15 protein-coding genes and 2 pseudogenes are annotated in these 24,512 nt (G+C 57.6%); 8 read left to right on the top strand and 9 right to left on the bottom strand.

The window, feature by feature from the left end; all coding sequences use genetic code 11:
• The first annotated feature begins 1 nt into the window (after position 1).
• Positions 2 to 3,574, top strand: a complete 3,573-nt coding sequence (locus IGS58_RS13755) for a hydantoinase B/oxoprolinase family protein (protein WP_230521737.1) — start codon at positions 2 to 4, stop codon at positions 3,572 to 3,574.
• Here the strand turns inward: IGS58_RS13755 and IGS58_RS13750 are convergent.
• The gene (locus tag IGS58_RS13750; protein ID WP_230521736.1) at positions 3,556 to 4,512 is read right to left on the bottom strand and encodes an AraC family transcriptional regulator; all 957 of its coding nucleotides are present in this window, start codon (positions 4,510 to 4,512) and stop codon (positions 3,556 to 3,558) included. The two genes, IGS58_RS13755 and IGS58_RS13750, sit on opposite strands and share 19 nt — an antisense overlap.
• A gap of 180 nt (positions 4,513 to 4,692) precedes the next feature.
• On the opposite strand from IGS58_RS13750, the gene IGS58_RS13745 reads away from it, so the two are divergent.
• From IGS58_RS13745 to IGS58_RS13735, 3 genes are all read left to right on the top strand, one after another.
• A complete protein-coding gene (locus tag IGS58_RS13745; protein ID WP_034787320.1) occupies positions 4,693 to 5,739 on the top strand; it encodes an NAD(P)-dependent alcohol dehydrogenase in 1,047 nt (348 codons plus the stop codon).
• Between the two features lie 281 nt (positions 5,740 to 6,020).
• Positions 6,021 to 8,447, top strand: coding sequence for a membrane-bound PQQ-dependent dehydrogenase, glucose/quinate/shikimate family (locus tag IGS58_RS13740; protein ID WP_230521735.1), 2,427 nt, complete (start codon positions 6,021 to 6,023; stop codon positions 8,445 to 8,447).
• 11 nt (positions 8,448 to 8,458) lie between these two features.
• Positions 8,459 to 9,100 (top strand): TetR/AcrR family transcriptional regulator, encoded by a 642-nt coding sequence (locus IGS58_RS13735; protein WP_230521734.1) that lies wholly within the window; start codon positions 8,459 to 8,461, stop codon positions 9,098 to 9,100.
• Positions 9,101 to 9,135: 35 nt separating this feature from the next.
• On the opposite strand, the pseudogene IGS58_RS13730 reads toward IGS58_RS13735, so the two are convergent.
• Positions 9,136 to 9,292 (bottom strand): annotated as a pseudogene (locus tag IGS58_RS13730) (PLP-dependent aminotransferase family protein); the annotation flags it as partial.
• Positions 9,293 to 9,470: 178 nt separating this feature from the next.
• Between IGS58_RS13730 and IGS58_RS13725 the strand changes: the two are divergent.
• Entirely contained in the window at positions 9,471 to 9,716 is a 246-nt protein-coding gene (locus IGS58_RS13725) for a hypothetical protein (protein WP_034787325.1), read from the top strand.
• 15 nt (positions 9,717 to 9,731) lie between these two features.
• Here the strand turns inward: IGS58_RS13725 and IGS58_RS13720 are convergent, their stop codons facing one another.
• Entirely contained in the window at positions 9,732 to 10,181 is a 450-nt protein-coding gene (locus IGS58_RS13720; protein ID WP_230521733.1) for a VOC family protein, read from the bottom strand.
• A gap of 99 nt (positions 10,182 to 10,280) precedes the next feature.
• Positions 10,281 to 11,906 (bottom strand): tetratricopeptide repeat-containing response regulator, encoded by a 1,626-nt coding sequence (locus tag IGS58_RS13715; RefSeq protein WP_070259783.1) that lies wholly within the window; start codon positions 11,904 to 11,906, stop codon positions 10,281 to 10,283.
• 348 nt (positions 11,907 to 12,254) lie between these two features.
• On the opposite strand from IGS58_RS13715, the gene IGS58_RS13710 reads away from it, so the two are divergent.
• Complete coding sequence (locus IGS58_RS13710) at positions 12,255 to 13,319, top strand: GGDEF domain-containing protein (protein WP_230521732.1); 1,065 nt, start codon at positions 12,255 to 12,257, stop codon at positions 13,317 to 13,319.
• A 219-nt stretch (positions 13,320 to 13,538) separates the two neighbouring features.
• Positions 13,539 to 17,576 carry a phosphoribosylformylglycinamidine synthase gene (purL, locus tag IGS58_RS13705; RefSeq protein ID WP_230521731.1) on the top strand — a complete coding sequence of 1,346 codons (4,038 nt, stop codon included), beginning with the start codon at positions 13,539 to 13,541 and terminating at the stop codon, positions 17,574 to 17,576.
• A 105-nt stretch (positions 17,577 to 17,681) separates the two neighbouring features.
• On the opposite strand, the gene IGS58_RS13700 is transcribed toward purL, so the two are convergent.
• From IGS58_RS13700 to IGS58_RS13685, 4 genes and pseudogenes are all read right to left on the bottom strand, one after another.
• The gene (locus IGS58_RS13700) at positions 17,682 to 18,902 is read right to left on the bottom strand and encodes a phosphorylase family protein (RefSeq protein ID WP_230521730.1); all 1,221 of its coding nucleotides are present in this window, start codon (positions 18,900 to 18,902) and stop codon (positions 17,682 to 17,684) included.
• A 5-nt stretch (positions 18,903 to 18,907) separates the two neighbouring features.
• Positions 18,908 to 19,351, bottom strand: a complete 444-nt coding sequence (locus IGS58_RS13695) for a response regulator (RefSeq protein ID WP_230521729.1) — start codon at positions 19,349 to 19,351, stop codon at positions 18,908 to 18,910.
• An 11-nt stretch (positions 19,352 to 19,362) separates the two neighbouring features.
• Positions 19,363 to 22,659, bottom strand: coding sequence for a hypothetical protein (locus IGS58_RS13690; RefSeq protein WP_230521728.1), 3,297 nt, complete (start codon positions 22,657 to 22,659; stop codon positions 19,363 to 19,365).
• 278 nt (positions 22,660 to 22,937) lie between these two features.
• Positions 22,938 to 23,195, bottom strand: a pseudogene (locus IGS58_RS13685) (lipid II flippase family protein); the annotation flags it as partial.
• 267 nt (positions 23,196 to 23,462) lie between these two features.
• Here IGS58_RS13685 and IGS58_RS13680 point away from each other — a divergent pair.
• On the top strand, positions 23,463 to 23,918 hold the full coding sequence (locus IGS58_RS13680) for a tellurite resistance TerB family protein (protein WP_211549426.1): 456 nt from the start codon (positions 23,463 to 23,465) through the stop codon (positions 23,916 to 23,918).
• A gap of 26 nt (positions 23,919 to 23,944) precedes the next feature.
• On the opposite strand, the gene IGS58_RS13675 is transcribed toward IGS58_RS13680, so the two are convergent.
• Positions 23,945 to 24,469 carry a hypothetical protein gene (locus IGS58_RS13675; RefSeq protein ID WP_230521727.1) on the bottom strand — a complete coding sequence of 175 codons (525 nt, stop codon included), beginning with the start codon at positions 24,467 to 24,469 and terminating at the stop codon, positions 23,945 to 23,947.
• Positions 24,470 to 24,512: the final 43 nt, after the last annotated feature.

The raw sequence follows: 24,512 nt of genomic DNA, 5'->3' as shown, positions 1-24,512 counted from the left end.
GATGGACTGGCAATTCTGGATCGACCGGGGCGGCACCTTTACGGACATCGTGGCGCGCCGTCCTGACGGCAGCCTGGCCACCCATAAGCTGCTGTCGGAAAACCCGGGCCAGTACCGCGACGCGGCGCTGGCCGGCATGCGCCAGTTGATGGGCCTTGCGCCTGGCGCGCCGCTGCCCGTGGAACAGGTGGGCGCCATCAAGATGGGCACGACGGTCGCCACCAACGCGCTGCTCGAACGCAAGGGCGAGCCCACCGTGCTGGCCATCACGCGCGGTTTTCGCGACGCCTTGCGCATCGCCTACCAGAACCGCCCGCAGCTGTTCGCCCGCCAGATCATCCTGCCCGAACTGCTGTACGGCGACGTGATCGAGATCGATGAAAGGGTGGGCGCCCATGGCGACGTCGTGATGCCGCTCGACGAGGCGGCCGCGCAGGCCGCGCTGGACCAGGCCTATGCGCGCGGCGTGCGCGCCATTGCGATCGTGCTGATGCACGGCTACCGCTATCACGCGCACGAGGCGCGGGTGGCGCAGCTGGCGCGCGAGGCCGGTTTCACGCAGGTGTCCGTGTCGCACGAGGTCAGCCCCATGATGAAACTGGTGGCGCGCGGCGACACCACGGTGGTCGATGCCTATCTGTCGCCTATCCTGCGCCGCTACGTCGACCAGCTGGCGATGGAGCTGCCCGGCGTGCACCTGCAATTCATGCAGTCGAACGGCGGCTTGACGGATGCGCGCGCCTTCCAGGGCAAGGACAGCATTCTGTCCGGTCCCGCGGGCGGCATCGTCGGCATGGTGCGCGCCAGCGCGCTGGCCGGTTTCGATAGAGTCATCGGCTTCGACATGGGCGGCACGTCCACCGACGTGTCGCATTACGCGGGCGAATTCGAGCGCGTGTTCGAGACGCAGATCGCCGGCGTGCGCATGCGCGCACCCATGATGAGCATCCACACGGTGGCCGCGGGCGGCGGCTCCATCCTGCATTTCGACGGCGCCCGCTACAAGGTGGGGCCGGACAGCGCGGGCGCCAACCCGGGGCCCGCCAGCTACCGGCGCGGCGGCCCGCTGGCCGTCACCGACTGCAACGTCATGCTGGGCAAGCTGCAGCCCGCGTTCTTCCCCCGCGTTTTCGGCCCCGACGCGAATGAAGCGCTGGACGTGGCCACGGTGCGCGCCCAGTTCGAAGCGCTGGCGCGCACGGTGAGCTCCACCCCGGAGCAGGTGGCCGAAGGCTATATCGCCATCGCAGTCGGGAACATGGCCAACGCCATCAAGCAGATTTCCGTGCAGCGCGGCCACGACGTCACCGAATACACTCTGACCAGCTTTGGCGGCGCGGGTGGCCAACACGCCTGCCTGGTGGCCGACGCGCTGGGCATGCGCACGGTGTTCATCCACAGCCTGGCGGGCGTGATGTCGGCCTACGGCATGGGCCTGGCCGACCAGAGCGCCATGCGCGAACAGGCCATCGAGGTGGTATTGGGCGTGGATCTTGCCGGCGATTTCGCGCAACTGGGCGAACTGGCGCGGGGCGACTTGCTGCGCCAGGGCGTGGCAGGGGGGCGCATCGCGCTGGTGTCGCGCGTGCACCTGCGTTACGAAGGCACGGATTCGGCCCTCGTCGTGCTGTTCGATACGGCCGCCGGCATGCAGGCGCAGTTCGAAGCGGCGTATAAAAAACGCTTTTCCTTTTTGATGCCGGCGCGCGCATTGATCGTCGAAGCCATTTCCGTGGAAGCCATCGGCGCGTCCGATGCGCCGCAGCCGGCCACGCCGGCGTATGCGGCGCGCGCGGGCGCGCTGGCGCCCGTGCAGACGGTGGACATGTACTGCGCCGGCGCGTGGCGGCCAAGCGGCCTGTATGCGGCAGACAGCCTGCGTCCCGGCGACGCCATCGATGGCCCGGCCATCGTCAGCGACGCCAACGCCACCACCGTCATCGAACCGGGCTGGCGCGCGGACGTGACGGCGCATGGCCATTTGATCTTGCGCAGAGTGGTGGCCTTGCCCGAGCGGCGCGCCATCGGGACGAATGCCGACCCCGTGATGCTGGAAATTTTCAACAACCTGTTCATGTCGATTGCCGAGCAGATGGGGCTGCGCCTGCAGAATACGGCCCATTCCGTCAACATCAAGGAGCGGCTCGATTTCAGCTGCGCCATCTTCGATGCGCAAGGCCATTTGATTGCCAATGCGCCGCACATGCCCGTGCACCTGGGGTCCATGGGCGAGAGCATCCGCACCGTCATGACGCGCAATGCGGGAACCATGCGGCCGGGCGACGTCTTCATGCTGAACGACCCGTACCACGGCGGCACGCACTTGCCCGACGTGACGGTGATCTCGCCCGTCTTCGATGAAAAGGGAGAATCCATCCTGTTCTACGTGGGCTCGCGCGGCCACCATGCCGATATCGGCGGCACCACGCCCGGTTCCATGCCGCCCGATTCCAGGCGCATCGAGGAAGAGGGCGTGTTGATCGACAATTTCAAGCTGGTCGACGGCGCCACGGGTTTGTTGCGCGAGGCGGAAACACTGTCCCTGCTGGCGGGCGCCAGCTGGCCGGCCCGCAATCCCCGGCAAAACCTGGCCGACCTGCGCGCCCAGGTGGCGGCCAATCAGAAGGGGGCCGAGGAACTGCACAAGATGGTCGCGCATTTCGGCCACGCCGTCGTGCAAGCCTACATGGGCCACGTGCAGGACAATGCCGAGGAAGCCGTGCGCCGGGTCATCACGACCTTGAAGGATGGCAGCTATGCGCTGGACCTGGACAACGGCGCGCAGATCAAGGTGGCGATCAGGGTCGACGTGGCGCGGCGCAGCGCCGTCATCGACTTTACGGGGACCTCAAGCCAGCTGCCGAACAATTTCAATGCGCCGTCCGCCGTCTGCATGGCAGCCGTGCTGTACGTGTTCCGTACCCTGGTCGACGACGAGATTCCCTTGAACGCGGGCTGCCTGAAACCTTTGACCGTGATCATCCCGCCCGGCTCCATGCTCAACCCGCAGTATCCGGCCTCCGTCGTCTCGGGCAACGTGGAAACCTCGACCTGCATCACGAACGCCCTGTATGGCGCGCTGGGGGCGATGGCCGCCTCGCAGGGGACGATGAACAATTTCACGTTCGGCAGCGCCAAATACCAGTATTACGAGACGATATCGGGCGGCTCGGGCGCCGGCCCCGGTTTTGACGGCACGGACGTGGTGCAGACGAACATGACCAATTCGCGCCTGACGGACCCGGAAATCCTCGAGTGGCGCTTCCCCGTGCGCCTGGACAGCTACAGCATCCGCGCCGGGTCGGGCGGGGCGGGGCGCTGGCACGGCGGCAATGGCGGCGTGCGCCGGGTGCGCTTTTTGGAGCCGATGACGGCGGCGATCCTGTCGAACAACCGGATTATTCCGCCTTTCGGCATGGACGGCGGCGAGGCGGGCGCGCTGGGACGCAATTACGTGGAGCGGGCGGACGGCACGGTGGAGCACCTGGCGCATATCGGCAAGACCGGCATGCTGGCGGGCGACGTGTTCGTCATCGAGACGCCGGGCGGCGGCGGTTACGGCAAGACGGAATAGGCCATGTCGGCACTGGCACCGCTGAGCTGCGCGCGCACCTGGCCCACGTCGCGCATGGGCGCGCGGCCGAACTGGCGGCTGTATTCGCGGCTGAACTGCGATTCGCTGGCGTAGCCGACGCGGTAGCCGGCCGTGCCCGCGTCGATCTGCTCGACCAGCATCAAGCGCCGCGCTTCCTGCAGGCGCAGCAGCTTCTGGTACTGCATCGGCGTCATGGCCGTGATCGCCTTGAAGTGGTGGTGCAGCGACGACATGCTCATGTTCGCCATGCCGGCCAGGTGCTCGATGCGCAGCGGTTCGCAATAATTGTGCTTGATCCAGTCGATGGCTTGCCCCACCTGGTGCGACTGGCTGCTGGCCAGCGCCATGTGGCGCAGGCGCGCGCCGACAGGACCATTGAGCAGGCGGTAGGTCAGCTCGCGGCGGATCAATGGCGCCAGCGCGGCGATTTCTCCCGGCTTGTCGAGCAGGCGCACGAGGCGCAGCATGGCGTCAAGCAGCTCGGCCGACACGTCGCTGACGGAAATGCCGCGCGTGGCGGGCAGGATTTTCTGCTGCGCCGCGCTTGCGCTGCTGCTTTCGCTGTCGAGCAGCGCGGCCACGTCGGCGATGTCGATGCCCAGCACCACGCACAGATGCGGTTTGTCCACGCTCGCTTCCACCACGCGCACCTGCACCGGCAGGTCGACGGAGGTCAGCAGATACTGCATGCGGCTGTAGTGGAAGGTTTCGCTGCCCAGGGTGACGTCCTTCGCCCCTTGCGCAATGATGGCCACGCTGGGGCGCGCCGCATGGAACAGCGATTCCGTGACGGACGACTGGCGGTGGAAGGTGAGGTTGCCGATGGCCGTCGTGTAGTCGCCCGTGCGCGGCGCGTGGCGGCTGATCAGGGCGGCGATTTCATCTTGCGGCGGGAGTGGTGTGGGCAGGGTGGACATGTGGGCCAGTATGCGTCAGGTAGGAAAGGGCAGGGGCTGATCTTACGCAGATTTGGAGGATCGTGCAAAGGTCTTGCAGGATCGCGATAACGGCGGCCGGGTATCTCGGGCACACTTGTGCAATCGCATGCACGGCACGCGTCACCCCCTCGTCACACATATATAGATACAGGAGTTTTCATGACCACCATCGCCAAAGGCTACGCCGCACTGGGCCCGACTTCCGCACTGCAACCGTTCACGTTCGAGCGCCGCGCCCCGCGCGAAGACGACGTGGCCATCTCGATCAAATATTGTGGCGTGTGCCATTCCGACATCCACCAGGCGCGCGACGAATGGGGCGGCGCCGCCTTCCCGATGGTGCCCGGCCATGAAATCGCCGGCGTCGTCACGGCCGTTGGCGCCAACGTCAGCAAGTTCAAGGTGGGCGACCACGTGGGCGTGGGCTGCTTCGTCGATTCCTGCACCACCTGCAAGACGCGCAACGTGGACCTGGAGCAGTACATGCCTGGCCTGATCCAGACCTACAACGGCCTGGAAGCGGACGGCAAGACGGCCACGCAGGGCGGTTACTCGGACAGCATCGTCGTCAAGGAGGGCTATGTGCTGTCGATTCCCGACAACCTGCCGCTGGACGCGGCCGCACCGCTGCTGTGCGCCGGCATCACCCTGTATTCGCCGTTGAACCACTGGAAGGCGGGCCCTGGCAAGCAGGTCGCCATCCTCGGCATGGGTGGCCTGGGCCACATGGGCGTGAAAATCGCCCACGCCATGGGCGCCGAAGTGACGGTGCTGAGCCAGACCCTGTCGAAGCGCGAAGACGGCCTGCGCCTGGGCGCCAATCATTACTATGCCACCAACGATGCGGAAACGTTCAGCAAACTGGCCGGCACGTTTGACCTCATCATCTGCACGGTGGGCGCGTCCATCGACTGGAACCAGTACATCAACCTGCTGAAGGTCGATGGCAGCATGGTCATCGTCGGCATCCCGGACGGCGCCGTGCCGCCGATCAGCGCCTTCGGCCTGGTGGGCGCGCGCCGCAGCCTGTCCGGCTCCATGATCGGTTCGATCAAGGAAACCCAGGAAATGCTGGATTTCTGCGGCAAGCACAATATTGTGTCGGACATCGAGATCATCCGCATCCAGGATATCAATGAGGCGTTCGAGCGCGTGGTCAAAAGCGATGTCAGATATCGTTTTGTGATTGACATGGCGTCGCTGTAACACCCGGCGCGCTTGTGTTTGTTGGATTACGCGCTTTGCGCTAATCCAACCTGCGCATATCCAGCGTTCCGGTAGGTCGGATTAGCTCGCAGAGCGTAATCCGACATCCCCACCAAATCATCCCATCCCCGCCAAAAATCAAGCTCCCTTGTCAATTTTTCTTTCCTTGCGTCAAAAATCGGCATAAAATGAAACCGTACAGTACAGTTTCACTACGTAGATTTAAAAATCAGCCATCCCCGGCGTGTTGGCCTGGGCAGGGGAGGCGTCATGGATAAAAAATGGACACTTCAGTAAATAAAGGGGCGCCGGCGATCCCGGCGGTCTTCAGGGGCAAGCGGCTTGCCCTGACGGTTTTTGGCATTTTTCTCGGATTTTCCGGCCTGGCCCTGGCGGCGGGCGGCATCGAACTGATTACCCTCGGCGGTTCCTGGTATTACCTGCCGGCCGGTCTGGGCCTGCTCCTCGCCGGCGTGCTGTATTTGCGCCGCAAGCCGCTGGCCAGCAGCATCGTCGCCGTGCTGGTCGTCGCCACCGTGGTCTGGGCCGTATGGGAAATCGGCTTCGCCTTCTGGCCCATGGTGCCGCGCCTGGCGCCGTTCCTCGTCATCGGCCTGGTGGCCGCCTTGCTGCATCCGTGGCTGGCGGGCCGCAAGCACAATGGGCAGTCGCGCGGCTTCGCGGCCCTGTTTGCCGTCGTGCTGGTAGCCGGTTTCGCTGCCATGTTCAAGCCGCAGGGCGTGCTGGAAGCCACCGCGCAGCCGCAGCAGGATGCCGTGAAGGCCATCAATGACGGCAGCGCCAACTGGGCGCATTATGGCTATAGACCGCAGGGCACGCGCTTCGCGCCGTACACGCAGATCGACAAGGCTAACGTCGATCAGTTGCAGGTGGCGTGGACCTACCGCTCGGGTGAACTGGCCGAAGGCGCGTCCGAATCGCAGAATACGCCGCTGCAGATCGGCGACACCATCTATACGTGTACGCCGACGAGCAAGGTCATCGCGCTGGACGCGGACACGGGCAAGGAGCGCTGGACCTTCGATCCGAAGCCAGCCAACACGAAGACGTGGAACCGCTGCCGCGGCGTCGGCTACTACGAGCCGGCCGCAGTGACAAAACCGTTCCAGTTCGAGGGCATGCAGCCGGCCAGCGCGCCGGTGGCGGGCGCGTGCGCCAGGCGCATCGTGCAAGTGACCATGGATGCGCGCTTGATCGAGATCGACGCGCAGACGGGCAAGCAGTGCGAGGGCTTCGGCGACAAGGGCTCCGTCGACCTGACCGTCGGCCTGGGCAAGGTCAAGATGAACGTGCCGTACTACGCCTACACGTCCGCGCCCACGGTGGCGCGCAACCTGATCATCCTAGGCGGCTGGGTCTTCGATGGCCGCTCCACGGATGAACCGTCGGGCGTCGTGCGCGCCTACAGCGCCGACACGGGGGAACTGGTGTGGGCCTGGGACCTGGGCAATCCGGCCATCACCAAACTGCCGCCGCAAGGGCAGACCTACACGCGCAGTACGCCCAACATGTGGTCGACCCCGGCCTTCGACGACGAATTGGGCCTGGTGTACCTGCCGACCGGGAACGAGCAGCCCGACTTCTGGGGCGGCAAGCGCCCGCCGCTGACGGAAAAATACGCGTCGGCCATCGTCGCCCTCGACATGGCCACGGGCCGCGAGCGCTGGACGTATCAAACCGTCCACCACGATATCTGGGACTACGACGTGGCCGCACAGCCGGCCCTGTACGACGTCCCGGACGGCAAGGGTGGCAAGATTCCCGCGCTGGTGCAGCTGACCAAGCGGGGACAGATATTCATGCTGGACCGCCGCACGGGCAAGCCGATCGCCGAAGTCATCGAAAAAGCCGTGCCGCAGGAGCACGCAGCCGGCGACTGGGTGGCAAAGACGCAGCCATATTCCACCGGCATGCCGGCCCTGGGTGCGGAAGCGCTGACGGAGCGCGACATGTGGGGCGCCACCTTCTTCGACCAGCTGGCGTGCCGCATCAGCTTCCGCAAGCTCAATTACCAGGGCGAGTTCACGGCGCCAAGTACCAGGGAGACGCTGATCTACCCGGGCTACTACGGCGGCTTCAACTGGGGCGGCGCGGCCGTCGATGAAAGCAATGGCTATATGTTCGTCAACGATATCCGCATGCCGCAAGTGGTCAGGCTGGTGCCGCGCGAAACGGTGGACGTGGCCAAGCTGACCTCGGGCCACGGCGTGGGCAGCACCTATCCGATGGATGGCACGCCGTTCGTCATCGACCACAAGGCGTTTAACTCTCCGCTGGGCATTCCCTGCCAAAGTCCGCCGTGGGGCGTGTTTGCCGCCATCGATCTCAAGACGCGCACGAAAGTGTGGGAGCGTCCGGCCGGCACGGTGCAGGATGCCGTCATCAACGGCGTGCGCGCCCGGCTGCCTGTCCCGCTGGGCATGCCGACCCTGGGCGGCGGCATGAGCACGGCGTCCGGCCTGGTGTTTTATGCGGGCACGCAGGATTATTATTTGCGCGCCATGGATATCGCCACCGGCCGCGAAGTGTGGAAGGCGCGCATGCCGGTCGGCTCGCAAGGCACGCCGATGACGTATGTGTCGCCCAGGTCGGGCCGCCAGTATGTCGTGGTGGTCGCGGGCGGCGCCCGCCAGAGTCCGGACCGGGGGGATTACGTGATAGCATACGCGCTTCCCAAGACACAGTAAGAGTCAGCTTCATGCCCCAGTTGCGCACCGTTTCAGCTTCCCCGACTACCCGAAGCGAGGAGCGGCGGCGCAAGCTGCTGGTGGCGGCAGCGTACCTCTTCCTCGCCTCAGGCTACGACGGCGTCAGCATGGACGCCATCGTGGCCGAGGCGGGCGGCTCGAAGGCCACCGCCTACCGCTACTTCGGCAGCAAGCAGGAGCTGCTGGTGGCGGTGGTGGAATACTTGTGCGCCGACTTCATCATCGACTTGCGCCGTCTCGATACCTCGCAAGCGGGCCTGGAACAGGGCTTGCAGCTGATCCTCGATGAACTGGTGGCCGTCGTCACCAGTCCCCGCCACGTGGATTTCTACCGCCTCGTCGTCACGGGCGCGGCCGCCGTGCCGGCCGTCGGCCTGACCTGGTACGAACACGGCCCGCAAGTGTGGCACGCGCTGATCCTGCGCCTGCTGGAACAACAGCGCACCCGGGGCCGCATCGCACCCGACACCTCGTTTTCCAATTTGCCGCAAATCCTGTTCGATGCCGTCTTCTCGCACCTCACCACGCGTACCGTCATGCTGGGGCAGGGCGGCGATGCGGCCACGTTCCGGCCCTTGATCGCGGAGCTGATCGAGCTGGTGGTGGCGCGGGTGGAGCGTAGCCCGGATTAGGCCCGGAAGGGTTGCAATCCGGCTGGCGTGATCTCGCGAATCGCATGCACGGATACGCTGCCGGTTGCGATGGCCTCCGCCGGCGCGCGCAAGCCGCGAGGAGTTCCAATATGCCGGCAACTCGCGCCATACATGCAGGCCGTCTGCCGCGCCGCTGTGCCGTCCCGCCAGACTATCCCGAGCCATCCGGTTTTCATCTTGCATTGTTTGTAACTGGGACATTTTGTCTCAATGTATGGAAATTGTTTTAAAGTAGTATGCATCAGAGCGTGCAGCAATACCAACCTTGAACAGGCGCTGCTGAAGCAGCGTTTTGAGGTGGCGCTCCCCATGATAGATAGTGTCAAGTAATAGACTGGAAATACGCAAAATGATGGATTGGACCCCTATAGTCTTCGTTACGTTCAAGGCTCTCGTGCTCGGCACGGGCATGTTCTTCGCCATCAAGTGGCATTACGATCAAGGGAAGAAGGATAAGGATAAGGCGAAGCAGAATCGCGCGGTGCTGCGCGCGAGCGGCAAGGTGGTCGCAGGCTTCGTGCTATTGCTCATGGGCCTGGGACTCGTCACCTTCGTCATTGTCAGGATGGTTGGTCTGGACATGACCCTCCCTTGATGCGCCAGCCATTCATCAGGGCTTCTTCTGCGGGAGCTGTTCGGCAAGCCCGATGAGGATGCCTTCAGGGCCACGGATGTAGCAGAGCCGATACATGTTTTCGTACTGGACGACTTCGCCGGCCAGCTTCGCGCCGCGTTTGACGAGCCGGACGAGCGTATCGTCGATATCGTCGACGGTAAACATGACACGCAAGTAACCGAGAGCGTTCACTGGGGCGTTGCGGTGATCGGCGGCCACGGGCGGCGCGAGGAAGCGCGATAACTCGAGACGGCTGTGGCCGTCCGGCGTACGCATCATGGCAATCTCGACGCGCATGCCAAGCAGTCCCGTGACGCCATCCGCCCAGTCTCCTTCAACCGGGGCGCGCCCTTCGAGAGCGAGTCCCAGTTCGGTGAAGAACTCGATGGCGGCATCGATGTCTTCTACCACGATGCCGACATTGTCCATACGCTTGACTGTCATCTTGCCTCCTGGGTGCCTAACGTCAACTGGACGTCAAATTGCCGCCTTGACGCATGCACTCTCGCCGCAGATTCTCATGGTCACACGGTTGCGACAGGATCAGGTAGCAATACCATACTTGTGTTGCGTGGCAGCGTATTGCTGCTTCAGCGACTCCAGTTTCGGATGCTTGGGATCGATCTTGCTGATCACCTGCATCTGGTGCTGCGCCTGTTCGGCCAGCGGGGCTTCCCAGCCCAGCATGTTGAGTTGGCGCAGGATGGCGTCGACGGAAGCGAACAGCACCGGCAGGTTGCCCGGCGTCTTGCGCAGGGCCTGGCGCAGCACGAAGACGGCGCCCTTGAGCTCTCCGCTTTCCGATTTGCTGGCCGCATCCTGCATCAGTTCCTGCACCTGGTTGCTGATCTGCTGGCCCATGCCTTGCGCCAGGTCGTGGCGGCCCGCCTTTTCAAAGACATCGACGGCCGCTTCCATCGTCACGTCGCTGTCGGCTTCGTTGACGAGTTTCATCATGACGTCGGACGCCGCCTGTTCCAGATTGTTTTTCAGGCAGCTTTGCACGAGGCCCACCTTCAGCTGCGTCGACAGGCCCCGCGCCGTGTCCAGGGCGGCGGCGGCCAGCTGCAGTTCGCTGGCGGCGGCGATGTCGTTGCCCGACAGTTCATGCAGCATGGCCGCCGAGATGGCGCGGCACGCTTCCACGTTGGCGCCGCCACGCAGCGAGCGTTCCATGTCGCGCAGCACGCCGCTCGCCTGCGGCGCATCACCTTTCTTGACCAGCGTCTTGACCAGGTTGACATGGTCTTCCGGGTCGCGGAATTCGGAGTACTTCGCTTTCGTCACCACCTGTTTATATGCCCGTTCGGCCGCGCCGATGTCTCCCGTGTCATAGGCGATGCCGCCCAGGTGGCGCAAGCGGCGCACCATGTGCGGCGAAATGGCCACCGCGTCCTCGAGGATTTTCTTCGCCTGCAGCTGCTGGCCCATGGCTTCATGGTTTTGCGCCAGCAAATCATAGGCGGCCATGAAGCGGGGATAGACTTCCACCAGTTCCAGCAGCGCATCCTGCGCCTCTTCGTGGCGCTGCTGCTCGAACAGGGTGCGCGCCAGTCCCAGATGGGCCCAGGCCATGGGCCGCGTGGCCAGCATGTCGCCATACAGCTGTTCCGCTTCCTTCCATTCATCGAGCGCGATGTGCAGTTCGGCGCGCAGGCGCGCGAAATCGGCCGCCAGGCGCGGGTGCTGCAGCTCGGCCGCGCGGCAGCTTTTCACGGCTTCGCGCAAGTCGCCCTTGTCGATCAGCTGATACGTGGGCAGGAACATGGCGCGCCGTTCGATGGCGCGCGCGATGCGCCCGCTCAGCACATCGACGGTGAACGGTTTCAAGATGTAGTCCGACGGGGTCAGCTCGGCCGCGCTGATCACCTTGCTGTGGATGGCTTCCGAGGTCAGCATGATGAAGATCGTCCACAGCCCGATCAGCTTATGGTGGCGCAAGTCTTCCAGCAATTGCTGGCCATCCTGGCCGTCCGTGCCGCTACCAAGATCGTATTCGCACAGGATGATGTCGAACGGTTTCTTCGTCAGCAAGCGGATGGCCGTGCCGGAATTGACGGCATATTCCACCTTGGTGATGGCCGCCTGGTTCAGCATATTGTGCAGATTGCCCCGCATGCTGGGGTTCGGGTCGACGATCAGGACAGATAAGTCGCTAGTTTCTGGCATGGTTCAGCTCTCGTTCATCTGTTCGGTCATTTGCGGGAACTCTTCTTATATGTATCTGCCTGGCAGTATTACTTTTTATCAGCATACTGCAAAGCCGGGCGACACTGCCAGCAAAATGCATGCAATCGGGTGCGGGGCAGGGTACCGGGTGCATCCGGTGGCGTGCGGCGTTGTATTTCATGGCGCCGTTGCCCTGTGCGCGGGTGCCGGCGACGCATATCCCAGCAAATAGTTGACTAGCATGATAGTATCCTAATTACAACTAATGTTGGATGCCGCGCAATCTTGCGGCCAGGCATGCGCAAGGCTGTACCGGGCGCTTTTCTTCTTTCTGGTGTCGATACCCGTATGCGTGTTCCTGACCTTTCTTCCCTGCGGCGCATTGCTGTCCCCCTCGCATTTGGCGGCAATAGCGAACAGCAGCACACCTATTTTGCGGAGCTGCACCGGGTCGGCATGGTCACGCAGCTGCTGGGCATCATTGCCTACAGCCTGACCTGGCTGATGATGCCGGAGCCGTATCATCCGAACTTCTCGCACGCCGTGCTGGCGTTGCTGGGCATGTTGACCAGCCTGATCGTGCGCTACCGCTGCACCACCTTGCCCGTGCTGACCATCACGGGCGCCTGCGCCGTGCTGACCCTGACTTTTGGTTTGCGCACCATGGCCGACGCCGTCCATCACGCCAGCTTCTGGGTCTTGCCCGTGGGCGTCTTCATGACCCTGGCCATCGCCTCCATCTTCAATGGCGGCCTCAGCTACCTGGCCGTGGTGGCCGGCGTGTGGTGGAACGTGGGCCATGGCCTGTATCCCGTCAACGCGGGCTTGCCCGATCAATCCTGGGCGCCGTTGATGATCGCCGTCAGCATCCTGTTCGGGCTGGCGCTGAATGTCAGCTTCAGTTTGTTGCGCTTGCGTAACTATCACTCCAAGCTGGAATTGACGCGGCTGGCCTTCCAGGACAGCCTGACGGGCCTGAACAACCGCCGCATGTTTACGCAGCGCGCCCAGCAGATGCATGGCGCGCCGCATGGCGGCATGCTGCATTTCCTGATGATCGATATCGACGATTTCAAGATCATCAACGACCAGCAGGGCCACGATGCGGGCGACGAGGTGCTCGTGCGCACGGCCGCCATCATCGCCGACAAGGCGCAGGGCCATCTGTGCGGGCGCCTGGGCGGCGAGGAATTCGGCGTCGTCTACGCGGGCGACCGCGAGGCCGTGCGCGCCTTTGCCGGCGCCCTGGTCGCTGCCGTCAGCCAGGCGTTTCATGCCGCACAGTTCGTGTCGATCAGCGTGGGCGTGGCCGAACTGGACCGGGGCAAGGACCTGGGCCACAGCTACCGGCTGGCCGACGAGGCGCTGTACCTGGCCAAGCGCCAGGGCAAGAACCGCTACGTGATCGCCTGACGGCTGCCTGATGCGGCTGTCTGGTGAATGCCTGGCTCCGTTGTTGCAAGTTGGCAAAAACTGCCGGTTTCAGGGGCAAAATGGCCGCAAAGCCATAAGTTCCGGTAATAAAGCAGGGGTAAAACGGGTATAATGCGCGCAAAGGAAATTTGCCGTACGAAAGATATTGTCATACCTACCTTTAACCCGCAGCCACGCTGCATCAACCACCTTCCAATCATGTTGATACTGCCGGGTTCCAATGCCCTGTCTCATTTCCGTAGCCACCGTCTGTTAAGCCAACTGCAAGCCGTCTCGCCTGCGATTGTTGCCGTACAAGCACGCTATGTCCATTTCATCGATGCCAGCGCGCCTCTCACCAACGACGACAGCACGCGCCTTGGCGCCTTGCTGACGTACGGCGAGCCGGCCCACGCTGACAATACGGAAGGCGCTGCCGAAGAATTCTTCGTCATCCCCCGTTTCGGCACGATTTCGCCGTGGGCCTCGAAAGCCACGGACATCGCGCACAACTGCGGCATGGCGCACATCAAGCGCGTCGAACGCGGCATCGCTTTCCGCATCAACCTGAAATCGGGCATCCTGGGCAGCGCCATTGGCGCCGGCAAATTGACGGACGAGCAGGTGCAAGCTGTGGCCGACCTGCTGCACGACCGCATGACGGAATCCGTGCTGCGCAGCGCGGACGACGCCAAGGACCTGTTCCGCACCCTGGAAGCGCGTCCTCTGGAATCGATCGACTTGCTGGGGCAGGGCAAGCGCGCACTGGAAACGGCGAACACGGAACTGGGCCTGGCGATGTCGGAAGACGAAATCGACTACCTGGACGCCGCCTTCACCAAGGCCGGCCGCAACCCGACGGACGTGGAACTGATGATGTTCGCGCAGGCGAACAGCGAGCATTGCCGCCACAAGATCTTCAACGCCGACTGGACCATCGACGGTGTGGCGCAGCCCAAGTCGCTGTTCGGCATGATCAAGAACACGCACGAACTGCAGCCGAAGGGCACCGTCGTCGCCTACAGCGACAACTCGTCCATCATGGAAGGCGCCACCGTGTCGCGCTTCTACCCGCGCGGCGACAAGCACGAATACGCTGCATCGACGGAACTGACGCACACCCTGATGAAGGTGGAAACGCATAACCACCCGACGGCCATCTCCCCATTCCCTGGCGCCTCCACGGGCGCGGGCGGCGAGATCCGCGACGAAGGCGCGACGGGCCGCGGCGCCAAGCCAAAAGCCGGTTTGACGGGCTTCACGGTCTCGAATCTGTCGCTGCCGGACGCCGTGCGCAGTTGGGAAACGGCCGCTTCCGTGACGGCGCCGCTGGCCTCCCGCACGGATGCGGACCAATACGGCAAACCGGAACGCATCGCGTCGCCCCTGCAAATCATGATCGAAGGCCCATTGGGCGGCGCCGCGTTCTCGAACGAGTTCGGCCGCCCGGTCCTGGGCGGCTACTTCCGCACGTATGAGCAGAACGTCGGCACGGATAAAGACGCCGTCTTCGGCTACCACAAGCCGATCATGATCGCTGGCGGCATCGGCAATATCTCGGCGCAGCACACGCACAAGAACGACATCCCCGTCGGCAGCCTGCTGGTGCAGCTGGGTGGCCCGGGCATGCGCATCGGCATGGGCGGCAGCGCCGCTTCGTCGATGACCACCGGCAGCAACACGGCCGACCTGGACTTCGATTCCGTCCAGCGCGGCAATCCGGAAATGGAACGCCGCGCCCAGGAAGTCATCAACGCCTGCTGGCAAATGGGCGCGGACAATCCGATCATCTCCATCCACGACGTGGGTGCGGGCGGCTTGTCGAACGCGTTCCCGGAAATCACCAACGACGCCAAGCGCGGCGCGATTTTCGACCTGCGCAAGGTGCCGCTGGAAGAATCGGGCATGGCGCCGAAGGAAATCTGGAGCAATGAGTCGCAGGAACGCTACGTCCTGGCCATCGCGCCGGAAAGCCTGCCGCTGTTCAAAGCCATGTGCGAACGCGAACGCTGCCTGTTCGCCGCCGTGGGCGTGGCCACCGAAGAGCGTCAATTGAAGCTGATCGACCCGGAACTGGGCAACGAGCCGGTCGACATGCCGATGGACGTCTTGCTGGGCAAACCGCCGAAGATGCAGCGCGACGTGGTCCACGTGGCCAACGATTTCCCTGCCATTGATCTCACCGGCATGGACCTGGTTGATGTCGCGCAAAAAGTGCTGCTGCTGCCGACCGTGGCCGACAAATCCTTCCTGATCACCATCGGCGACCGCAGCGTGGGCGGCATGACCGTGCGCGACCAGATGGTGGGACCATGGCAAGTGCCGGTGGCCGATTGCGCCGTCACCACCATGAGCTTCGAGGGCTACCTGGGCGAAGCGATGGCCATGGGCGAACGCACGCCGCTGGCCGTCATCGACGCAGCAGCTTCCGGCCGCATGGCCGTGGGCGAAGCCGTCACCAACATCGCCGCCGCGGCGATTGCAGACATCTCCGACATCAAATTGTCCGCCAACTGGATGGCCGCCTGCGGCCAGCCTGGCCAGGACGCAGCCCTGTACGACACCGTCAAGGCTGTCGGCATGGACCTGTGCCCGGCACTGGGCATCAGTATCCCCGTCGGCAAGGATTCGCTGTCGATGCGCACGACGTGGAAAGACGAGGGCACGGGCGCGGCGAAATCCGTCACGTCGCCGGTGTCGCTGATCGTGTCCTCGTTCGCGCCAGTGACGGACGTGCGCAAGTCGCTCACGCCGCAGCTGAAGACGGACAAGGGCGATACGTCCTTGATCCTGATCGATCTGGGCCGCGGCAAGAACCGCCTGGGCGCTTCGGCGCTGGCGCAAGTCATGGGCCAGCTGGGCAATGAAACGCCGGACGTGGACAGCGCGGAAGACTTGAAAGGCTTCTTCGCCGCCATCCAGAAGCTGAACAGCGACGACAAGCTGCTGGCCTACCATGACCGTTCGGACGGCGGCCTGTACGCCACCCTGACGGAAATGGCCTTCGCCGGCCACACGGGCATGTCCGTCAACCTCGACATGCTGACCATGGAAGGCGAGCACTCGAGCGACTGGGGCGACGCCAAGAACTGGACGGGCCAGGTGGCGGAACGCCGCAACGAACTGACGCTGCGCGCCTTGTTCAGCGAAGAGCTGGGCGCCGTCATCCAGGTGCGCGCGGAAGAAAAGTCGCTCGTCATGGACGTGCTGCGCACCTTCAACCTGGGCGCCTGCAGCCATATCATCGGCAAATTGAACGACCGCGACGTGATCGAATTCACGCGCGACGCCAAGCTGATTTACACCCAGCCGCGCGCGGAACTGCACCGCCTGTGGAGCGAAACGAGCTGGCGCATCGCCCGCCTGCGCGACAATCCGGCCTGCGCGGACGCCGAATACGACCGCCTGCTGGATGCGCAGGATCCGGGCATGTCGCCTATCGTCACCTTCGACCAGAACGACAACATCGCCGCGCCATTCATCGCCACCGGCGTGCGTCCCCGTGTCGCCATCCTGCGCGAGCAGGGCGTCAACTCGCACATCGAGACGGCCTACGTGATGCACCAGGCAGGCTTCACGGCTGTCGACGTGCACATGAGCGACCTGATCGCGGGCCGCGTCAAACTGGACGACTTCCAGGGCGTCATCGCCGTGGGCGGCTTCTCGTACGGCGACGTACTGGGCGCGGGCGAAGGCTGGGCGAAAACCATCCTGTTCAACGCCAGCCTGGCGGAACAGTTCGCGCGCTTCTTTAACCGCACGGACAGCTTCGGCCTCGGTATCTGCAACGGCTGCCAGATGATGAGCAACTTGAAATCCATCATCCCCGGCGCCCACGCCTGGCCTAAATTCACGCGCAATAAGTCGGAGAAATTCGAAGGCCGCTTTGCCATGGTCGAAGTCATGGATTCCCCATCGATCTTCTTCAACGGCATGGCCGGCACCCAAGCCGGCATCGCCATCGCCCACGGCGAAGGCTACGCCGACTTTTCGCAAACGGGCGACATCACCCAGGTCACCAAAGCCATGCGCTTCGTCGACAACAAGGGCGCCGCTACCGAAGCGTATCCGTACAACCCGAACGGCTCGCCGGAAGGCATCACCTCAGTCACCACGCCAGACGGCCGCTTCACCGTGCTGATGCCGCACGCGGAGCGCGTGTTCCGTTCGGTGCAGCAGTCCTACCACCCTGAAGCGTGGGGCGAGGATTCACCTTGGATGCGCATGTTCAGGAATGCGCGGAAGTTTGTGGGGTAATTAGTTCACGTGCAGGGCAGTGCTAGAGTTCAAGGCGCTGCTGCTGGGGTAGGAATGAGAAAGCCGCTGTCGGGAGACAGCGGCTTTTTTTAAATATGAATACCTTCAGTCAATATCTTTTTCTGTTATTAAGGCGCGCAAACATATCGCAGACCGCATAGCCGCCTTTTTCTGAAAATTATCAGCTTTTTCAGAGGTGCCAAAATCGCAGACTCCTTTTAATACGACTCTTTTGCACTCATGGGCATTCAAATCAGCAGCAGCATAGATTGCATATGCCTCCATCTCTAAGCCAAGCATTTTACGATGTTGTTGTTGCGCCTCTGTCATGACCGTTGATGATGCCACTACGCTTAAACCAGAAACTATAGGTCCATAATGTACAGCCCAAGTTTCACCAACATCTTGTGGGTATACTTCACGTGTAATTTTCGAAGAAAAATTTTTATCAGAGCTAAGGGAGCGCAGGTTTGTAATTATTGATTGCGACGCGCGATAAGGTTCGGGAGCCGCAAATAACGTCGGCCCTTCAGGTCCATCTTTTATTTTTCCTCCTTGCCACTCCCAACTTTGAGTGGCCACAATTACATCTCCTAGGTTAATACTATCTTCAAATCCAGCGCATATTCCAGTCATTGCAATTAGTTTTGGCGAAAATTCATTTATAAATTTCCCAGTTAATACCGCCGCCGCCGTTAGGCCCATCTGCCAAGAATAGCCAGCTACTATCCGGGTAATGCCTTTTTTCGTAACAAGATTCCCCTCCCAATAAAGTGTTTTTCCATCAAGTGTCCGAGGACCTTTAAGTTCAGGAAATACTTCCCTAACAGACGTGAATTCGGGATCTTCAAGCGCAGCAAGAATAACCACATCGGCTTGCAGATGTTTAGTGCTCGAAGATGCAACGGTATTAATGTGCTTAACGAAATAACACAATGCATCGCACCAAGATTGATCGGTTGGAGAGTATTGCAGCAATATCCATCCATGTCGATGAAATTTTTTGGATGCGCTTGAATATAAGCCCTCAATACCTGATAGGCCTACAACATATCGAGGGCGATTATACTCATCATCTAAAAATAGTTGCTCAAGAAGTTGGATCCCAGCCGTGTCGTCCGGACACTCCATTTCTCGAATCGGCATGCGTACATCTAAGATCATCAGATCAAAGTGCTTTTCTGACAAATGCTGACGGGAGTCGGCAACCGTAGTTGCCCTAATAATATTCTCCGATTTGTTTTGGCTTTCATCTTGACAACTTTTAATGACTTGGCATATTCTATCGAATTTCTCATGGTCATCTTCAACAATTAATATATCCAACTTCGTCACCCCTTTATATTTATCATTTTTGTCACACGCTCTTTCCATGTGTCGGTATCTGTTAAATATTGAATTAATCCCAAAAATTGAGAATTAAATTCGTTTACGAGCAAGTTTTGTAGCGTCCCTATATCTACAACTGTTGAGCCTTCATTCAATGCTTCAAATTGAGTGACGACGATTACATTTGTTTTTTTGGAAATAATCTGAAGGTATCTAAAAACCGCCAGCCCCCCTAGTCCTTGTGCACCATCAGCCCCATCGTCATGATTAGGAATTGCCATATCGAGAAGCAAAATGTCAAAAATATTATCATCTAGTTCACGTATTGCACCTGATACAGATACCGCTGTAGATAGTTCTCCACACCAAGATTCATTTAGTAAAAAATCTTGTATTTTCTTTCTTTTAAATTCATCATCTTCGACAAGTAAGATTTTATATTTCATAATTTTCTCTCTTAAGATAGAGATTGAAAACTAAATCCCATCCAAATGGATACACTGAATTCCAAATTTTCCGATACTGAGAAATCAATTTTTCCACCATGTTGTCCCTTTGACGCAAGCCATGATAATTTTATGAGCCCACTAAGGCCCTCGTTTACTAATGCAATTCGATTATTTCCGGAGTTCATAATGTTTTTTACATCATAAATTCGCCTTTTAATATTTTCTATATTTTTATCCTTGCTAATAGGGCTAATGATAGAAATGTAAAAGAAGCCGGTTTTATCTGAATCTTCTTCCCATTTGAAATTTAAGCGTATTTTTGCTACTTCATGCAGTCCAGAATGTTTGTAGATGTTGTCAAATATTATAAATAATGCATCCGTGACGCGAGAAATATTTGTTCCTGAAAATACAACATTTCCTGACTCTATTTTTGGCTGAAAATCCAACGTGAAATTAGGCCGTATTTTTTTAAACAGCTTCAATGCTAGTTCAAGAACCTGTTTCGAATTTAATGTTATATCGCTTGTTGGGTCGCGTTTTACTTCGAACCATTTCTTAACCGATTTAACAGCTTCCTGTAATGATCTAACGCCTTCATTGAGAGCTGAAATCACACTTGCCCTATCAACATCATCTAAACCACATTCGTTTACAGTTCTACGGAGATTGCTTAATAATTGTTCACTTCCTGAAAATATTTTCTCATCAATTGATCCTATAACAATTTTTAGTGATGAATTCAATGCCTCTTGAAATGCATTCCAAATATAATCAAAAAAAACATCAAAATTCTTAGCGCCTTCCCAATCTAAATGATAAGCATCCCATAATGCTCTATGCAGACCTGGAATAAAAAGTCCATGTGGTTTTGTGGCGGTGGATATTTGAAGTAAGTCGCTTCTAAAATGTTCAACTATGGCATCAAATGATATTTGAAAACTATCCAATGCAGTTAATAATAATTCTAAGGAACGTGCGGAGGAGCGAGATAGGCTTGTAGACCAGAATTTTTTGGTTAGCCCTATCGTGGGGGATCCAGCACCCACAAGATTGACTTGTTCAAGTGGCGCCCGTAAATAGCCAGCGAAGGATCCGTGCCTAATTCTAAGGCTTAAAAAATGGTCTAGCCCATCATCCTCTTTCCAAAAGCATTTACTAAATATTTCAGAAGCAATTAAAAATATAGGGTCCTTAAGATTTTGAGCTAAGCTAGTATTTTCTTTATTTTCGCTAGAATATACATTTTCTGAAAAATTCTTTTCTATTTCCTCAATAGACGGTGCCATTTTCGTAGTGCGCGCCTTCTTGGCTCGAAGGAATTCTTCGCGATAGGTTTTTTCGGCCCATTGTTTGATACCTTCTCTGTCAACGTTGATGCGGGCACTCTCCACTTCCTTTTCTGCTTTTCTTAAATCTTGCGACTGTAGAATCTCCATGGTTTCTGCGACATACCTATCGCTATATTCCTTATCTATATCTAGCATTGCGGCGCAAACATCAATGCGGAATTTTTCAATGTCTTCAACTGTGTGTAATCCTCCAACTAATCGCAAATTTTTAGGTACAAATATCTCTCTCAAAATAAATAATACTCTAGCGTCGCTTTTGTCTAATATGTCTAGTATTTTTGACGGCGACCCATCACGAAAATCGGATAGAATTTTTTTGCAAGCGAATTCAAGTAAAAATCTATTTCTGGATTCGCGATCGCCAAGAGATGTAAAATATAGTCCTATTATTACGTCTAAGATATCTAGCTCTACTAAATCGGCCCAAGTCTCTTTTCCTTCAAATATATACGCAAAGGGTAAAAAGGTCGAGCTACCAATATTAGTAATAGCAATTTTAACGCAAATCTTCAGTGTTTTATTTTCATCTCTGAAATTCAAGGCTACAGCTAGACCAAGCAACTGATTGCCATATTTCAATGATTCATTGCTCGATAGTGGAATATCTACACAATGGTTTTCATTTTCGGTTAATAAGCTAAATGAATTTTGTAAATATATATTTCTTTCCTCCGGTGACGACTCATAGATCGTAGACCAAGGGAGAGATTGTGTTAACGATTCTAGATTTACGTAGGATATATCTTGAAAGCAGGTGCTAGCTCGATACAATAGAAATCTTAGCTCTCCCGAGAATGGCAAAAAAATACCCTCTATCCAAGATTTGGCAGATAAAAACCATGGGAGAAAATAATACTTAGAGGCAAATGTTTGTAATTGTTCGTAGGTTGATATTAATTCAATATTTTTATCTTTAAAAGACAGTAATATGTCTGAAAATTGACGCTCTATATTTGAAAAATTTTCTGAGCTTACTCCAACCGATTCCGCTTGTTCTTTGGAACATAGTGAAATAATTGAAATTTTTCTAAAATCTGGAAATTCATTTATCGAACTTATTTTATGCAATAAATCAATGCTCGTATTTTTCTCAAAATGCGCAGAGTAGCTTAATGTATTGCATATCTGTACAAGTCGTGGATCTCCTAATTGGCTTAAAGGTGCTAGTACAGTGAGAAGTACACCATTCTTCTGGAAGTCTAAAGCACAGAATAAATGTTGGGGGACAGAAATTAGTAAAGCTTCATAAGCATCTACTAAGCTGAAACTTGAATTTATTCTAATGAAATCACTTAGGGACTCGCTACTGGTTTCTTCAAAGCTCATCGCTTTCACATTGATGAAATTTTTAAGATCGGATCGTGTAAATGTTTTTAATCGAAGATTCATTCTTCTCTGAAAACCACCTAATGTAGTATCCTCATCATATAAATCTAGAAACAAATACGAAAGATAGTCCGCGATAGATCCGTAAATTTCAAAGCGAGAATCTAAGTATTTATTAACCTCTTCTGAAGAAAAATCTTTTCTACTTAAAATGCCAATTTTTGCTTCTATTCCCCATAGTGTTTCACCATATTGTTTAATATGCTGATCAATAATATCGATTGCATTATCAAACTCTCCATTGTTAGTGAATCTGGCTAATTTTCCAGTGCATTCAATGTGAAAAATTAGCTTTTTTAGATTGTCAAAAATTTGGAATCCCGTCCAGGCCACCTCTTTTTCAAAAGGAAGGGACTTTAAAGGAATTACTCCGGAGATTTTGCTCAAATTCTCTGTTTTTATTGGAATAATAGTGTTTCTTCCAAAAGGTTTTACTCGCCTAATTTTTGAGAGTAAGGTGCGATAATTACTTATCACACTTTTTTGTCTTAACTGGTCTATTGTCGAGAAAAATCTTGCATTGCTCGGCTTCGCGCTTCGCAATAAACTAAGTGTTTGATCAGCCAATTATTCCTCGCATTTTGTGTTTTCTTTTGTGTGAATTGGTATTTTTTTAAAATTTCATGAATTTTAAATTTCCGATGTAATGTAATATATATTATTGGTGAAATTTCTTTAAATTCACGTGAAACTTTATTTTCTGAAATATTTCATCGAGAATCAGAAAGTGTTCACTTCATGGTTAGCACCTCACGCAGTGCGCGGTGAGGCCATTCTTGGCTGTCGTGGAGGACTACTATTGCCGGAATATGCCAGTGATGCTGGTGGATCAGGCCAGCCGGCGGCAGGAGAAACCAGCGGATTTTAATCAGTAGGCCATCTGCGGCCACCTGCTGGTCGATGCTCGTTTCCACGCGCTTAGCGAGAAATGGCCCGAGGAAGGAATTCGAGGTGCGCGACAGCAGCATCAGAATGCTGAACAAGGCAAGCGAGACGGCGATGCGTCGCGTGCGGATGCCGGCGATGCGCACGGAGTAGGCGAGGGTGCCGATGATGTGGATGATGAACGTCAGTGCGCAAATCAACAGCAATTGCTTGTCCATCACAACCTTGCAGTAAAGAAAATGTAATTCCATGCTGCCATGAAGTTACTTATTTTTCAACTGCAAATTATTTAACGTTGCGTGTGGCTCAATTGGCGTGGCGTTGCAGTTGTTTTTGAGAGCAAAGCAGGGCGATGGACGAAGGCGGCGCGCTCAGTTGCGTGCTTGTTGCTCGTCCCTTGCTTGTATTTCAAGCTTGCACCCTCAACTACCGAGCATGGCGGCGTGTCTTGCCGCATTGATCAATGAACAACCCGGAGGTACACCATGAGTTTCGATTCCTTTTTGTCCAAGCTGAAGTCCAAGGCAAGCGAGTTGAAAACCGAGGCCTTGAAGTACAAGAACAAGGATTTCCTCAACGCCGCGATGGCGGGGTCTGCCTTGATCGCCATGGCCGACGGCAGCGTCAGTGCGGAAGAGAAGCAGAAGATGGTGAAGTTTATTGAAAGCAATGATGCGCTATCCGTGTTTACCACCACGGACGTGATCAAAGCTTTCCAGGAATATGTGGGCCAGCTGGAGTTCGACAAGGATATCGGCGAAGCCAAGGCCTATCAGGCGCTGGGCAAGATGAAGTCGAATGTGGAGGCGTCGCGCTTGCTGGTGCGCATGATCATCGCCGTCGCTTCGTCGGACGGCAATTTCGATGCCAACGAGCAGCGCGTGGCCAGCAAGATCGCGCGCGAGCTGGGCTTGACTCCGGCGGAGTTCGAGTTGCAGTAAAGCCAGGCCAGCCGGCCCCGGCTGGCTTAACTCTTGTCCCACCACGGCGGCGTGCCCGACGACCAGGGGCACGCCATGTCCACTTCGCGTATCCTGTAGCGGATCTCGATCACCTGGCCGGGGCTGAAGGGACCGCGCTTCCAGTCGCCGGAATCAAAGACGTAGCCTTTGCCCTTGATGCAAAGACTGGTCGGATTGTTGCCGATGGGGCCGGTCGAGTGCAGGGTGACGCGCACTTCGCCGTTGGCGTCCAGCGGGGCGTCGCCGCCCATGAACAGTGGATCCGAGCCGATGTCGCAGACAGTGGTACTGCCGATCTTGCTGCAGCGCTTGATGTACGTTTGCTGGCGCGCATTGGCCAGGTAATTGTCATGCCGCATCGGCTTGCCATCGTCATAGGTAAAGCGCAGGGTCACTTGCGTGGGCTCGCTGGCAGGATGGCGCGTGGTGCTGGTGCAGGCGGCGCTGACCAGGGCCAGCAAGGGCCAGGCCAGCAGGCGCAGGCCGCGGCGCAGCATGGATCGGGATTGACTGCCGGATGGATGCTGCATGTGGCGTTGCCATTTGTCTCATGAACGGGGCGCCGATGATAGC

Source organism: Janthinobacterium sp. EB271-G4-7A (genome assembly GCF_020858075.1).
Lineage (GTDB): Bacteria > Pseudomonadota > Gammaproteobacteria > Burkholderiales > Burkholderiaceae_D > Janthinobacterium > Janthinobacterium lividum.
The sequence above is the reverse complement of the archived record's forward strand: the minus strand, read 5'-3'. Positions and strand labels throughout refer to the sequence as shown.

Excerpts from the sequence above, each read along its gene's own strand:
- IGS58_RS13755 (WP_230521737.1), top strand. The coding sequence starts at position 2 with ATGGACTGGCAATTCTGGATCGACCGGGGCGGCACCTTTACGGACATC.
- IGS58_RS13750 (WP_230521736.1), bottom strand. The coding sequence starts at position 4,512 with ATGTCCACCCTGCCCACACCACTCCCGCCGCAAGATGAAATCGCCGCC.
- IGS58_RS13745 (WP_034787320.1), top strand. The coding sequence starts at position 4,693 with ATGACCACCATCGCCAAAGGCTACGCCGCACTGGGCCCGACTTCCGCA.
- IGS58_RS13740 (WP_230521735.1), top strand. The coding sequence starts at position 6,021 with ATGGACACTTCAGTAAATAAAGGGGCGCCGGCGATCCCGGCGGTCTTC.
- IGS58_RS13735 (WP_230521734.1), top strand. The coding sequence starts at position 8,459 with ATGCCCCAGTTGCGCACCGTTTCAGCTTCCCCGACTACCCGAAGCGAG.
- IGS58_RS13725 (WP_034787325.1), top strand. The coding sequence starts at position 9,471 with ATGATGGATTGGACCCCTATAGTCTTCGTTACGTTCAAGGCTCTCGTG.
- IGS58_RS13720 (WP_230521733.1), bottom strand. The coding sequence starts at position 10,181 with ATGACAGTCAAGCGTATGGACAATGTCGGCATCGTGGTAGAAGACATC.
- IGS58_RS13715 (WP_070259783.1), bottom strand. The coding sequence starts at position 11,906 with ATGCCAGAAACTAGCGACTTATCTGTCCTGATCGTCGACCCGAACCCC.
- IGS58_RS13710 (WP_230521732.1), top strand. The coding sequence starts at position 12,255 with ATGCGTGTTCCTGACCTTTCTTCCCTGCGGCGCATTGCTGTCCCCCTC.
- purL (WP_230521731.1), top strand. The coding sequence starts at position 13,539 with ATGTTGATACTGCCGGGTTCCAATGCCCTGTCTCATTTCCGTAGCCAC.
- IGS58_RS13695 (WP_230521729.1), bottom strand. The coding sequence starts at position 19,351 with ATGAAATATAAAATCTTACTTGTCGAAGATGATGAATTTAAAAGAAAG.
- IGS58_RS13680 (WP_211549426.1), top strand. The coding sequence starts at position 23,463 with ATGAGTTTCGATTCCTTTTTGTCCAAGCTGAAGTCCAAGGCAAGCGAG.
- IGS58_RS13675 (WP_230521727.1), bottom strand. The coding sequence starts at position 24,469 with ATGCAGCATCCATCCGGCAGTCAATCCCGATCCATGCTGCGCCGCGGC.